Consider the following 12,765-nt stretch of genomic DNA (forward strand, 5'->3'; position numbering starts at 1 on the left):
TGGTGTATTGGCGGGGCTAACGATTACGATTCGTGACCATTTCGAGACCACCTATCGTGGTGTTTTCACCGCATTTCCTCGACGATGAACTGTGCATTCTGGACGGCGATGATCGCCATCACACCCGTCCCGCTCCCCCTCATCGCCACGCGCGATGAGGGGGAATCCCGTTCGGCAATGGCGATCTCGACGACCATCGGGTGACCGGAACCGCCGGAGCCGCACCTAGACTCGATCCAGGCCGGAGACCGCTGCATCCGCCCCGCCCCGCCCCGCCCCCGACGAAAGGCCCCCTTGATGACCGAGCCGCTCACCACCTCGTCCGGTGCCGTCGCATCGTTTCTCGGTGCACTCACCGACGGCTCGGTGGCCGTGATCGACCTGACCACTCCGCTGAGCAGCGCGACGCCTGCCCTCGTGCTGCCCGACCCGTTCGTCAACCTGATCGACTTCAGCCTGGAAGAGGTCAGTGCCTACAACGAGCCGGGACCGTTCTGGCGGCACAACAACATTCACACCGGTGAGCACATCGGCACCCACCTCGACGCACCGATCCACTGGATCAGCGGGCGCGACGGACACGACGTCTCGCAGATCCCCGCACGCCGGCTGATCGGGCCGGCCGCGGTGATCGACCTCACCGACAAGGTCGCCGCCGACCCCGACTACCTGCTGACCGTGGCCGACGTCGAGGAATGGGAAGCCGAGCACGGCACCCTCGCCGACGGTGCGTGGCTGCTGCTACGTACCGGGTGGGAGTCGCGCGGCGGATCGCAGGAGGAGTTCCTCAACACCGACGAGACCGGCTCGCACACACCGGGAGTCGCGGTCGAGTGTGCCGAATGGCTGGCCACCCGCCGCCCCCTCGCCGGCCTGGGCGTGGAGACCGTCGGCGTGGACGCCGGGATGGCCGGCGGTTTCGAACCCGCCTTCCCGGTCCACTACCACTTCCTCGGCAACGACAAGTACGGCATCACCTCGCTGCGCAACCTCGGGCGGCTCCCGGCGACCGGTGCCATGCTGGTGGTCGCGCCGCTGCCGATCGTCGGCGGTACCGGCAGCCCGTCCCGCGTGCTCGCGCTGGTCGAGACGGACGCCTGAGTTCGCCTCCGAGTTCTCGCAGCGATGAGGTGGCCGGCTCCACCCGTCGCGGCCCCGGCCTCCCGCAACCCGATCGCAAGGTTCTTCTGATGACCACCCCCACCGCCTCCACCACATCCACCTCGGGAGCCCAATCAGGCTCTGCGGGCACCCCGCTCACCTACGGGCCGACCGTCGGCGACGTCGTCGGCCGGGTGCTGGCCGATCTCGGCGTCGGCCATGCCTTCGGCGTGGTGGGCAGCGGCAACTTCACGATGACCAACGCCTTGCGCGCCGGCGGTGTGGGCTTCACCGCCGCCCGGCACGAGGGTGGTGCGGCCACCATGGCCGACGCGTACACCCGGATGTCGGGGAAGGTCGGCGTGGTGTCGCTGCACCAGGGGTGTGGACTGACCAATGCCATGACCGGGATCGGTGAGGCCGCCAAGAGCCGGACACCGATGGTGGTCCTGACCGCCGACGCCCCGGCCGCCGACCTGCGCTCCAACTTCCGCATCGATCAGGACGCCCTGGTCACCGGTGTCGGGGCGGTCAGCGAGCGCGTCTACGGTGCATCGACCGTCGTCGCCGATGTGATCCGTGCGGTCCGCACGGCGATCACCCAACGCCGGACGGTGGTGGTCAACGTCGCGATCGACGTGGCCGCCGCCCCCGCCTCGGTTCCCGGTCCGGTGACCGCGGACATCGTGCGTCCGCGGGTCCGGCCCGACCAGGACTCGGTGGCACGGTTGCTGCGGCTGCTGGCCGAAGCGCGGCGGCCGGTGTTCGTCGCCGGTCGCGGTGGGCGCGAGGCCGGGCCGCAGATCGCGGCACTGGCCGAGGCGACCGGCGCGCTCGTGGCCACCTCGGCGGTGGCCAACGGCCTGTTCACCGGGGATCCGTTCGCGCTGGGCATCTCGGGCGGATTCTCGTCGGCGACCACCGCCGAACTCGTCGCCGGCGCCGACCTGATCGTCGGCTGGGGCTGCGCCCTGAACATGTGGACGATGCGTCACGGCAAGCTGATCGGCGCGGATACCGTTGTCGCACAAGTGGATGTGGACGTCGATGCGGTCGGCGCGCATCGTGCGGTCGAGCTGGGCGTGATCGGTGACTGTGCGCTCACCGCCGCCGACGCCCTCGCGGCACGCCAGGCCGACCGGACCCCGACCACCGTCGGCTACCGCACCCCCGATGTCGCCGCCCGGATCGCTGCGTCGTCGCGCTGGCGCGACGTGCCAGTGGACGACATCTCCACCGCCGACCGGATCGATCCGCGGGCGCTGACCATCGCGCTCGACGATCTGCTGCCCGCCGAGCGCATCGTGTCCATCGACTCGGGCAACTTCATGGGGTACCCGTCGACGCATCTGGGCGTGCCCGACGAGAACGGCTTCTGCTTCACCCAGGCCTTCCAGTCGATCGGGCTGGGCCTGGGCACGGCGATCGGCGCGGCCACCGCACGCCCCGACCGGATACCGGTACTCGGGACCGGCGACGGCGGCTTCCTGATGGCCATCTCGGAACTGGAGACCGCGGTTCGCCTACGGCTTCCGCTGGTGGTCGTGGTCTACAACGACTCCGCCTACGGTGCCGAGGTGCACCACTTCGGTGACGCCGACATGACGACGGTGACCTTCCCCGAGGTCGACATCGCCTCCATCGCACGGGGTTACGGCGCCACCGGCATCACCGTGCGGTCGGTGTCGGACCTGTCCGCGGTCTCCGGGTGGGTCGCCGGGGCCACCACCGGTGCCGACGTCGGCCCGCTGGTGATCGACGCGAAGATCGCCACCGACGGCGGTTCCTGGTGGCTGGCGGAGGCGTTCGCCGGACACTGAGGCACACGTCCGGAAACACCGAGGCGCCGACTCGCTCGGTCGGCGCGTCGGCCGTGACCGCCATCCGTTCCGGTGTGCCCTCCGTCATGCCCTCGAACCCAGTGGGCGCACACCGACCGGAGGTCGGCAGGGATTCTATCGTGCGCGAGGGGGGACTTGAACCCCCACGTCCTCCGGACACTGGAACCTAAATCCAGCGCGTCTGCCAATTCCGCCACTCGCGCGTGCGTGCACAACCCTACCGCGCACCGGTCGACACCACCGACCCGCCCTTCACCGGCCTGCCGCCCGGCAGCCGTGGTCTCGCCACCGGGTATGCCCTCGGATCTGCCGCCGGCGATGTGACCGTTACCGCAGATCACCGGCCCGGGCGGCGGCCGGACGACCCCGATTGGGTACCGTCGAGGGTATGTCCCCGCAGTCTGCACGTCGTCGGCACCGACCCGCGCTCCTGGTGCTGGTGGCGATCGCCGCCGTCGCCTGCCTCGGGCTGGCCTGGTGGCAGTGGGACACCTACGAGTCCTCGGCCGGCACCGCCCAGAATCTCGGCTACGCGCTGCAATGGCCCGCATTCGGTTTCGCCGTGATCTGGGCCTATCGGCGCTTCGTGGTCCTCGAGAATGATCCGGACGAGGCCGCCAAGATGGCAGACAAGGGCGTCACCGAGATCCCCGCCGGTCTGCTCCCGGAACGGCCGTCCACCCCGAGTGCCTCGTCGGCGGCCGATGCCGCCTCCCCCGACGACGCCTCGCTGCGTGAGTACAACCGCTTTCTCGCCGACCTCGACGCCGCCGATCATGCCGAGGCCGACGACCAGAACCCCGATCGCACGGCGCGTGTCGGAACGACCCGCCCCGATTCCCTGACCAGTGAGGATTCTCAGTGACCGAGACCGCCCAGCCCGCCACCGTGCCCGTCGAGAAGGTGAAGGGGGCGCTGCTGCGCTACCGCATCCTCGCGTGGATCACCGGTCTGTGGCTGCTGCTGCTCGTCGTCGAGCTGATCCTGAAGTACGGCTTCGACATCAACTCGCTGGACTTCGTGCCGATCGCACACGGCTGGGTGTACTTCATCTACCTGATCCTGACCGTCGACCTCGCCATCAAGGTGCGCTGGCCGGTCGGCAAGATCATCCTCACCGCGATCGCCGGAACCATCCCGTTCCTGTCGTTCTATGTCGAACACATCCGGACCAAGGAGGTCAAGGAGCAGTTCGACCTGACCGGCGGCAGCCTCTGAGCGCACCGGTCGTCCTACCGAAACCGAGAACACCGCCCTCCGGCATGACCGAAGGGCGGTGTTCTCGTATCGAGGGTGTTCGCGAGTAGGTGGATCAGCGGGTGGGGATCACTGTCCCGCGAGCGACCGCAGCGCCGGAACCAGCTGGGCCAGCGCCTTTCCGCGGTGGCTGAGCGCATCCTTCTCCGACGCCGACAACTCCGCCGACGCCCGGCCGGAAGCCACGGCGTCGTCCGGCACGAACAGCGGGTCGTAGCCGAAGCCGTTGTCGCCGCGCGGTGCCCGCAGCATCACGCCACGCCACTCCCCACGCACCACGGTCTCGTCGCCGTTCGGACCGACCAGCGCGCACGCCGAGACGAACGCCGCACCGCGACGCTCGTCGGGCACATCCGAGATCTGGTTGAGCAGCAACTCGTTGTTGGCCGCATCGTCACCGTGACCACCGCTCCACCGCGCCGACAGCACGCCGGGCATGCCGTTGAGCGCGTCCACGGCGAGCCCGGAATCGTCGGCCAGGCACACCAGTCCGGTCGCGGCGGCACCGGAGCGCGCCTTGATCAGCGCATTCTCCTCGAAGGTCGCCCCGGTCTCGGGTTCCTCCGGATACTCCGGCACGGCGTCGAGACCCACCACGTCGAGTCCGACGATCCCCGCGGCGTCGAGCACCCGCCGCAGCTCGGCGAGTTTCTTGGCGTTGCGGCTGGCGACCAGGATGCGTTGTGTCGTCATCGGTGCCGACGCTCAGTTCGCGGTCGGCAGCACGCCGGGGTACGGGTCGGCCAGCACCGCACGCTGCGCCTCGAAGAGCTTGGCGGTGCCCACCTCGGCGATGTCGAGGAGCTTGTCGAGGGTGGCGCGCGGGAAGGTGGCGCCCTCACCGGTGCCCTGCACCTCCACCAGGGTGCCGGCGTCGGTGGCGACGACGTTCATGTCGACCTCGGCGCGCGAGTCCTCCTCGTACGGCAGGTCCAGCCGCACCCGGCCGTCGACGACGCCGACGCTGACCGCGGCGATCATGCACGACAGCGGCTGCGGGTCGTTGAGCTTGCCGGCCGCACCCAGCCAGGTGACGGCGTCGGCGAGGGCCACATAGGCGCCGGTGATGGCCGCGGTGCGGGTGCCGCCGTCGGCCTGCAGCACGTCGCAGTCGAGGGCGATGGTGTTCTCGCCGAGCGCACCGAGATCGATACACGCCCGCAGCGAGCGGCCGATCAGGCGGCTGATCTCGTGGGTGCGGCCACCGATCTTGCCCTTGACCGATTCGCGCCGGGACCGTTCGTGGGTGGCGGCGGGGAGCATCGAGTACTCCGCGGTCAGCCAGCCCAGACCGGAACCACGCCGCCACGGCGGCACGCCCTCGGTGACGCTGGCGGTGCACATCACCCTGGTCTGACCGAATTCCACGAGCACCGAGCCCGCGGGATGTGAGGTGAATCCGCGGGTGAAGGAGATCGGTCGCAGTTCGTCATCGGCCCTGCCGTCAGCGCGTGTGGTCACCGTGCCAACTGTAGTCAGCCGGGTTCAGAGATCGAACACCTGACCCTGTCGCACCAGCTCCACCGGCCCGCCGAACCGTGAGCGCGCCTCGGCCAGGATCAGCTCCGCGTCGGTCCACGGCGCCACATGGGTGATCGCCAGTGCCTTGACGTTGGCCTTGGTGGCGGCCTCCCCCGCGTCGATCCCGGACAGGTGCAGATGCTCGGGCCGTGCGGCCGGGTCGTGCGACCATGACGCCTCGCAGAGGAACACGTCGGCGCCGGCGGCGAGGTCGATCAGTTCGTCGCACAGCGCGGTGTCACCGGAGTAGGCCACCACCTTGCCCTCCGGGGAGGTGATGCGCAGACCGTAGGTCTCCGGCGGATGATCCACCTGGAACGCCCGGATGCTCATCCCCCCGAGCGTCACCTCGATGCCGTCACTCCACTCGCGCACGTCGAAGGTGTCGCCGATGTCGTCGATCTCGCCGGGGAACTCCGACGATGCGGCACCGATCCGGGCCGCCACCCCCGACGGCCCGTAGAGCGGGGCGGCCACCGGTGCCGGCCCGGGCGGGGCGTAGCGCCGCCACACCAGCATCGCGGCCAGGTCCAGGCAGTGATCGGCGTGGAGATGGCTGAGTACCACCGCCACCGAGTCCGGATCGGCCACCCGCTGGAGTTCACCGAACACACCGGGGCCGCAGTCCACCAGCACCGGCTGTTCGCCAGGAACGGTGAACAGGTAGCCGGAGCAGGCGACCCCCGGCCCGCCGACGCTTCCCGAACAACCCAGGACGGTGACACGCATAAGCCCTACCTTGCCATGCGCGTGCTTCCCGCCGACCACGTATGGGTCACAAGTCATTCACTGTGTCTTTGACGCCGGGTGAAACGTCGTCTGACACACCAGGTGCGGAGATGTCATGGGTTCCGAGCAAGGACGTCTCAGGCGCGTGGCGCCGGGACCGTCGTACGCAGCCATGCCCGCCGCCGGGCGACGCCATGCGTCCGACACCCAGAGATGACCGACACTCCGCGATGACCGATGCTCAGAGATGCCCGACCGCGCCGATCGTCGGGCCGAGGAACCGGTGCGAGAGCTTGGTGAACATCTCCGGGTCACCGGTCGCCTGGAAGACGCGGTGGGCGTCGCGATTGGAGTGCGGATGCAGCAGATCCGCCTCGGTGAGCACCCGGAACAGATCCTTGGCGGTCTCCTCCGCGCTCGACACCAACGTCACCTGATCGCCCATCGCGAGCTGGATCACCCCCGACAGCAACGGGTAGTGCGTGCAGCCGAGCACCACCGTGTCGACGTCGGCCTCCTGAAGGGGTTCGAGGTAGCCCTGGGCCAGTCCGAGGATCTGCCGGCCGCTGGTGATGCCGCGCTCGACGAAGTCGACGAACCGGGGACAGGCCACCGCGGTGATCTCGGCGTCGCGTGCTGCGGCGAACGAATCCTGGTAGGCCCGTGACGAGACGGTGGCCTCGGTGCCCAGCACCCCGATCCGGCCGGTCTTGGTCGCGACCACCGCCCGACGCACCGCCGGCAACACCACCTCGACCACCGGGATCGGCGCGTACCGTTCCCGTGCGTCACGCAGGCAGGCGGCCGACGCGGTGTTGCAGGCGATGACGATCGCCTTGACCTCACGCTCGGCGAGTTCGTCGCCGATGGCCAGGGCGTGTTTGCGGATCTCGGGGATCGTCAGCGGACCGTACGGGCCGTTGCCGGTGTCGCCGATGTAGATGATGTCCTCGTCCGGCAGGAGATCGATGACGGCGCGGGCCACGGTGAGTCCACCGACGCCGGAGTCGAAGATGCCGATCGGGGCGTCGGGGCGGATGGATGCGGTTATGACGGAACTCCCGGGGTGGGCCCGCCGACAGCGGGTGCGGACTTGCGTTTACGGTCGCGGCCGGCCAGGGACCAGGCGGCCAGGACACCTCCGATCGCGCCGAACAGATGCGCCTGCCACGAGACCTCGACCGCCCCGGGGAACACACCCCACAGGATCGAGCCATAGATCAGGAACAGGACGATACCGCCGAGGACCTGCCAGAAGTCACGGTTGAACAGGCCACGGACCAGCAGGTATGCCAGCCATCCGAAGATGATGCCGGAGGCGCCGACGGTGACGGTGTAGGGCGGCGCGAACAGCCACACCCCCAGCCCCGACACCACCCATACGATCGCGGTGACGATCAGGAACCGGCGGGTGAGCAAGAGCAGGAAGCCCAGCACCACCCCGGGGACCAGGTTGGCCCACAGATGTTCCCAGTCGGCGTGCAGCAGCGGCGCCCAGACGATGCCGTCGAGGCCGTCGACCTGCCGGGGTTCGATGCCGTTGTCGTCGAGCCGGAAACTGGTCGCGGCGTCGATCGCCTCGATCACCACCAGCAGCACGACGATGCACGCCATCACGATGATCGACCGCTGCCACAACGGCCGCGGGGCCGGTCGGGTCGTGGGCGGCGGCGTGACGGTCATGTCCTCTTCGTTCTCGGTCGGCTCGGTTCTCGGTGGGCTCGGTTCTCGGTGGGCTCGCGGGTCGTCCGCGGATCTCCACGACCCGGTCTCGTGCTCGGCGGGTGTTCCCGCGGGCGCGTGGGTCAGGCCCAGAGCTGACCTTCGAGGGCCTGCTCGGCATCCTCCAGGCTACCGTCGTACGCCCCGGTCGACAGATACTTCCAGCCCGCGTCGGGTACCACCAGGCCGATGTCGGCGCGTCGGCCCGCCTTGAGGGCGCCGCGGCCGACTCCGCGCGCGGCCTGCAGGATGGCCCCGGTCGACACCCCGGCGAAGATGCCCTCGGCGTCGATGAGCTCACGGACCCGGGCGATCGCGTCGACGCCGGTCACCGAGAACCGGCGGGTCAGCACCGACGGGTCGTAGAGCTCCGGGACGAACCCCTCGTCGATGTTGCGGAGCCCGTAGACCTCGTCGCCGTAGCGCGGCTCGGCGGCGACGACCTCGATGTCGGGGTTGCGTTCGCGCAGGTAGCGGCCCACCCCCATCAGGGTGCCGGTGGTGCCGAGTCCGGCGATGAAGTGGGTGATCTCGGGCAGGTCGGCGAACAGTTCCGGACCGGTGCCCTCGTAGTGCGCGGCGATGTTGGCCTCGTTGCCGTACTGGTAGAGCATCACCCAGTCGGGATGTTCGGCCGCGAGTTCCTTGGCCACCCGCACCGCGGTGTTGGACCCGCCGGCCGCCGGCGACGAGATGACCTCGGCGCCGTACATGCGCAGCAGCGAGCGGCGCTCCTCCGAGGTGTTCTCCGGCATCACGCAGATCAGGTGATAGCCCTTGAGCTTGGCCGCCATCGCCAGCGAGATCCCGGTGTTGCCGCTGGTCGGTTCGAGGATCGTCGACCCGGGACTCAGCAGCCCGTCGCGTTCGGCCTGTTCGATCATCCGCAACGCCGGACGGTCCTTGATCGACCCGGTGGGATTGCGGTCCTCGAGTTTGGCCCACAGCCGGACATGCGGTCCCTCGGCGGTGTCGTCCCAGCGCGGGGAGAGCCGGCGCAGACCGATCAGGGGCGTGTTGCCGACCGAGGCGATCAGCGACTCATACCGTGCCACCGCTCAGAAACCCGCGGTCACATCCAGGACGGGGACATCCGGGGAGCAGACATCCGGGGCGCCGCCGGCGACCGCGGGCAGGATGGTCACCTCGTCGCCGTCGTCGATCGTGGTCTCGAGACCGCCGGAGAACCGGACGTCCTCGTCGTTGACGTAGATGTTGACGAACCGGTGCAGCTTGCCGTCGGCCACGAGCCGATCCCGGATGCCCGGCGCACCGGACTCGAGGTTGTCGATCAGTTCGGCCAACGTGGAACCCGTTGCGCCGACCCGCTTCTCACCACCGGTGTGGGTGCGCAGGATGGTCGGGATGGACACGGTTACCGCCATGGATTCTCAGCTCCTGATCTCGATCGGTTCTTCGGTGACCACGCCGTCGACGATCCGGTAGCTGCGTACCTCGGCAACCTCGGGATCACGGGTGGACACCAGTACATAGTGTGCGTTCGGTTCGCCGGCGTAGGAGATGTCGGTGCGGCTCGGATACGCCTCGGTGGCGGTGTGCGAGTGGTAGACCACCACCGGTTCCTCGTCGCGACGGTCCATCTCGCGCCACACCTTGAGCTGTTCGACGGAATCGAAGCGGTAGAACGTCGGTGAGCGCTCGGCGTTGACCATCGGGATGAACCGCTGCGGATCGTCGGCACCCTCGGCCCCGGCGATCACCCCGCATGCCTCGTCGGGGTGATCGGCGCGCGCGTGCGCGATCATCGCGTCCACCAGCTCCTGACCGATTCTCAGCACCCTCGCTCCTGCCCTCTCACCGCTGCCCCGCTCGCCGCCGTGCCTCTCACCGCCGCGCCTCTCACACTGCCCCGTCACCACGGCCCGCCGGCCTCGGTGTTCGGCCGCCTCGCAGACGTCGGACATCGTCTGCGACCAACGCCGCAGGACCCGCCGATATTCCGGACACGGCCCGTCATCCATGCGACAGACAGTTCCGCGAATCCCGACGATCTCGCGATAGTGTTTCGCCACACCGGGTTTCGCCGACGACAGTTCGCCGAGCAACCCGGGGATCGAGCCGGACGGGGAGTGCCGGCCCGGGGGAAACACACCATGAGGAGTCCTTTGATGCACCGTGCCCAGCGAGTTGCCGCCGCGGCGGTCTCGGCCGGCATCGCCGCCGCCATCGTCCTGACCGGATGCTCGTCCGGCTCCGGCGGCGGGTCCGGCGATCCCACCACGACCGCCACATCGACCATCACCGATCCGGCCGCACTGGTGTCGGCCGCCGCCGACAACACCGCAGCCCTCAAAGGCGCCCACCTGAACCTGGCGGTCCAGGGCAAGATCCCGAATCTCACCGCCAAGTCCGTCGACGCCGATCTGGTCGCGCAGCCGAAGACCGCCGCCGAGGGCACAGCGACGGTCCTGCTCGGCACCACCGAGGCCACCGCACCGTTCGTCTACGTCGACGACCACCTGTACGCGAACATCGACGATCACGGCTACCTCGACTACGGCAACGGGTCGTCGATCTACGACGTGTCGGTGGTGCTGAATCCGGACAAGGGCCTGGCGCATCTGCTGCGCTCGGTCACCGCACCGACCGCGGCCGGGACCGAGAACATCGACGGCGTCACCACCACCAAGGTCGCCGGCACCGTTCCCGCGTCCGACCTGGCGCCGCTGACCGGCGTGAACATCGCCGCCGACCAGAACACCCCGGTCCCGGTGACGATGTGGATCACCCCCGACAACCAGCTCGCCCGGGTGGTCCTCACCCCCGCACCCAACGCCTCGATGACCATCTCCCTCTCGAAGTGGAACGAGACCGTCGAGGTCACCAGGCCGTCGGACATCACCACCCCGACCCCCGCCACCCCGCCGCCGTCCGGCGACGTCTCCCGCGACCCGGCCTGAGCGCTCGCCCGAACCCTCACCCCGGCCGCCGATCCCCCTGATCGCCCCACCACTCACCACCCGCCCGCCACTCACCACCGAGGAGCCACCATGAGTTTTCGCACACGCCTGACCGCGGCTGCCGCCACCGTGGGCGCGCTGGGGACCGCACTGGTCCTGCCGGCCGCCATCGAGCCGGCACCGGCGAACGCCTACACCAACTACTACGGCGCGATCGCGCTCAACACCTCCACCGGTGCGTACGGACGCTCGTGGGACTACGGGTCCTACGGTCAGGCGCGTTCGGCCGCGCTCAGCTCGTGCGGCTACGGCTGCCGGGTGGTCACCGACTTCGTCAACGGCTGCGGCGCCGTCGCCTCGTCGACGAACTACTGGGGTTACGGCCGCGCCCCGAGCCTCTACCGCGCGCAGTCCAATGCGCTGTCGGCGGCCGGTGGCGGCTACATCTACACCTGGGTGTGCACCAGCGGTCACTCCTGACCGTCCTCACCCACACGACCTCACCCACACGACGCGGTGGCGTCGTCGGATCCGGCTCTCAGCCCAGCACCGACGGCGCCACCTCGGTGTATGCGGGGATGTCGGCCACCGCTCGGGCGTGCACGACGGCCGAGACGATCGCCTCGCGGGCGACCTCGGCGGCCACCCGGCAGATCTCGGCGAGCACCACGGCCTCCGGATTCATCCCGGGCGGGATCTGCGGACTCGGCTCCACCGCGTGGGCACCGGTGGCGACGGCGAAGATCGTGTCGCCGTCGAGCGGTGAGTGCACCGGATGGATCGCACGGGCCAGACCGTCGTGGGCGGCCATCGCGACCCGCTTCACCGAGGCCGGCGCCAGCACCGCGTCGGTCGCCACCACCCCGATGGTGGTGTTGAGCACGGTCTGTTTGGTCGCGATCGTCGACAGGTCGCGCAGGTCGTCGGCATTCGGGTGGACCAGACCGAACCGGCGCAGATCCGCGGCCGTCGCACCCCAGGGCAACCCGGTGTCGGGATCGATCACCGCGCCCACCGGATTGGCCGCGATCACCGCGCCGACCCGAATCCCGGCCGCGGGTCCGGAGTCGATCAGACGGCCCGCGGTCCCCAGACCTCCCTTGAGCCCGGCGGCCCGGGCACCGGTACCGGCACCCACCGAGCCGATCTCGAAGTCGGCCGACGCCGAGCGCACCGCGTGCACCCCGAAGTCGGCGTCGGGCCGGCGGGTCCACTGCCCCACCGGCAGATCGAAGATCACCGCGGCCGGGACGATCGGCACCACATGACCGTGGCGATCCATCGGCAGTCCCACACCCTGCGCCTCGAGTTCGGTCATCACCCCGTCGGCGGTGGCCAGCCCGTACGCGCTGCCACCCGACAGCACGATCGCGTGCGCGGTGGTCACCGTGTTGGACGGGTCGAGCAGATCGGTCTCACGCGTGCCCGGACCACCGCCGCGGACGTCGACGGCGACCGTCGGTGCCGGACCGTCGAGAGTGGGTGCGGCGATCCGCACCACCGTGGTGCCGGTGGCCCAGCCGAAACCGGGCGGATCGTCGGGGCCGTCCCCGCCGACACCGACCTCCGCGTCGAGCCGATGGTGATGTCCGACGGTGATCCCGGCGACGTCGGTGATCCGGTTGCCCGGAGCTGCACGGTGGTGGTCGGGGTGTCCGGTCACAACGGCGCCT

At 69.6% G+C, this 12,765-nt stretch carries 16 protein-coding genes and 1 tRNA gene; 6 read left to right on the plus strand and 11 right to left on the minus strand.

Annotation, left to right across the window (positions count from 1 at the left end; translation table 11 throughout):
* Window positions 1–65: 65 nt before the first annotated feature.
* The gene (locus tag Q9K23_RS03585) at window positions 66–197 is read right to left on the minus strand and encodes a hypothetical protein (protein WP_020791192.1); all 132 of its coding nucleotides are present in this window, start codon (window positions 195–197) and stop codon (window positions 66–68) included.
* Window positions 198–297: 100 nt separating this feature from the next.
* Here Q9K23_RS03585 and Q9K23_RS03590 point away from each other — a divergent pair, with 100 nt between their 5' ends.
* Both Q9K23_RS03590 and Q9K23_RS03595 read left to right on the plus strand, forming a co-directional pair.
* Window positions 298–1,101 carry a cyclase family protein gene (locus Q9K23_RS03590; RefSeq protein ID WP_053776112.1) on the plus strand — a complete coding sequence of 268 codons (804 nt, stop codon included), beginning with the start codon at window positions 298–300 and terminating at the stop codon, window positions 1,099–1,101.
* An 89-nt stretch (window positions 1,102–1,190) separates the two neighbouring features.
* On the plus strand, window positions 1,191–2,921 hold the full coding sequence (locus Q9K23_RS03595) for a thiamine pyrophosphate-binding protein (protein ID WP_305950393.1): 1,731 nt from the start codon (window positions 1,191–1,193) through the stop codon (window positions 2,919–2,921).
* Window positions 2,922–3,062: 141 nt separating this feature from the next.
* Here Q9K23_RS03595 and Q9K23_RS03600 read toward each other — a convergent pair.
* Window positions 3,063–3,145 (minus strand) — tRNA-Leu (locus Q9K23_RS03600).
* Window positions 3,146–3,330: 185 nt separating this feature from the next.
* Between Q9K23_RS03600 and Q9K23_RS03605 the strand changes: the two genes are divergently transcribed.
* Complete coding sequence (locus Q9K23_RS03605) at window positions 3,331–3,807, plus strand: hypothetical protein (RefSeq protein ID WP_020793033.1); 477 nt, start codon at window positions 3,331–3,333, stop codon at window positions 3,805–3,807.
* A complete protein-coding gene (locus tag Q9K23_RS03610) occupies window positions 3,804–4,160 on the plus strand; it encodes a DUF3817 domain-containing protein (protein WP_020793032.1) in 357 nt (118 codons plus the stop codon). The genes Q9K23_RS03605 and Q9K23_RS03610 overlap by 4 nt, the downstream gene beginning before the upstream one ends.
* A gap of 108 nt (window positions 4,161–4,268) precedes the next feature.
* Here Q9K23_RS03610 and rdgB read toward each other — a convergent pair whose 3' ends face one another.
* The 8 genes from rdgB to Q9K23_RS03650 all read right to left on the minus strand — a co-directional run bounded on the left by rdgB (window position 4,269) and on the right by Q9K23_RS03650 (window position 9,970).
* Window positions 4,269–4,892 carry an RdgB/HAM1 family non-canonical purine NTP pyrophosphatase gene (rdgB, locus tag Q9K23_RS03615; RefSeq protein ID WP_020793031.1) on the minus strand — a complete coding sequence of 208 codons (624 nt, stop codon included), beginning with the start codon at window positions 4,890–4,892 and terminating at the stop codon, window positions 4,269–4,271.
* A gap of 12 nt (window positions 4,893–4,904) precedes the next feature.
* Window positions 4,905–5,660 (minus strand): ribonuclease PH, encoded by a 756-nt coding sequence (rph, locus tag Q9K23_RS03620; protein ID WP_053776111.1) that lies wholly within the window; start codon window positions 5,658–5,660, stop codon window positions 4,905–4,907.
* A 24-nt stretch (window positions 5,661–5,684) separates the two neighbouring features.
* A complete protein-coding gene (locus Q9K23_RS03625; RefSeq protein WP_053776110.1) occupies window positions 5,685–6,449 on the minus strand; it encodes a cyclic nucleotide-degrading phosphodiesterase in 765 nt (254 codons plus the stop codon).
* Between the two features lie 241 nt (window positions 6,450–6,690).
* On the minus strand, window positions 6,691–7,500 hold the full coding sequence (gene murI / locus Q9K23_RS03630) for a glutamate racemase (RefSeq protein WP_187343500.1): 810 nt from the start codon (window positions 7,498–7,500) through the stop codon (window positions 6,691–6,693).
* Window positions 7,497–8,132 carry a rhomboid family intramembrane serine protease gene (locus Q9K23_RS03635; protein WP_020792889.1) on the minus strand — a complete coding sequence of 212 codons (636 nt, stop codon included), beginning with the start codon at window positions 8,130–8,132 and terminating at the stop codon, window positions 7,497–7,499. Before Q9K23_RS03635 ends, murI begins: the two co-directional genes overlap by 4 nt.
* 122 nt (window positions 8,133–8,254) lie before the next feature.
* Window positions 8,255–9,226, minus strand: a complete 972-nt coding sequence (locus Q9K23_RS03640) for a cysteine synthase (protein ID WP_020792888.1) — start codon at window positions 9,224–9,226, stop codon at window positions 8,255–8,257.
* A gap of 3 nt (window positions 9,227–9,229) precedes the next feature.
* Window positions 9,230–9,556 carry a MoaD/ThiS family protein gene (locus Q9K23_RS03645; RefSeq protein WP_053776109.1) on the minus strand — a complete coding sequence of 109 codons (327 nt, stop codon included), beginning with the start codon at window positions 9,554–9,556 and terminating at the stop codon, window positions 9,230–9,232.
* Between the two features lie 6 nt (window positions 9,557–9,562).
* A complete protein-coding gene (locus Q9K23_RS03650; RefSeq protein WP_053776152.1) occupies window positions 9,563–9,970 on the minus strand; it encodes a M67 family metallopeptidase in 408 nt (135 codons plus the stop codon).
* A 330-nt stretch (window positions 9,971–10,300) separates the two neighbouring features.
* Between Q9K23_RS03650 and Q9K23_RS03655 the strand changes: the two genes are divergently transcribed.
* Both Q9K23_RS03655 and Q9K23_RS03660 read left to right on the plus strand, forming a co-directional pair.
* On the plus strand, window positions 10,301–11,092 hold the full coding sequence (locus Q9K23_RS03655) for an LppX_LprAFG lipoprotein (RefSeq protein ID WP_053776108.1): 792 nt from the start codon (window positions 10,301–10,303) through the stop codon (window positions 11,090–11,092).
* A gap of 90 nt (window positions 11,093–11,182) precedes the next feature.
* Window positions 11,183–11,572 (plus strand): DUF4189 domain-containing protein, encoded by a 390-nt coding sequence (locus tag Q9K23_RS03660; RefSeq protein ID WP_053776107.1) that lies wholly within the window; start codon window positions 11,183–11,185, stop codon window positions 11,570–11,572.
* 58 nt (window positions 11,573–11,630) lie between these two features.
* Here the strand turns inward: Q9K23_RS03660 and Q9K23_RS03665 are convergent, their stop codons facing one another.
* Window positions 11,631–12,755: a P1 family peptidase gene (locus Q9K23_RS03665; protein WP_053776106.1), complete on the minus strand. Its 1,125-nt coding sequence runs from the start codon at window positions 12,753–12,755 to the stop codon at window positions 11,631–11,633.
* Window positions 12,756–12,765: the final 10 nt, after the last annotated feature.

This window comes from Gordonia sp. NB41Y (assembly GCF_030718915.1).
GTDB lineage: Bacteria > Actinomycetota > Actinomycetes > Mycobacteriales > Mycobacteriaceae > Gordonia > Gordonia desulfuricans.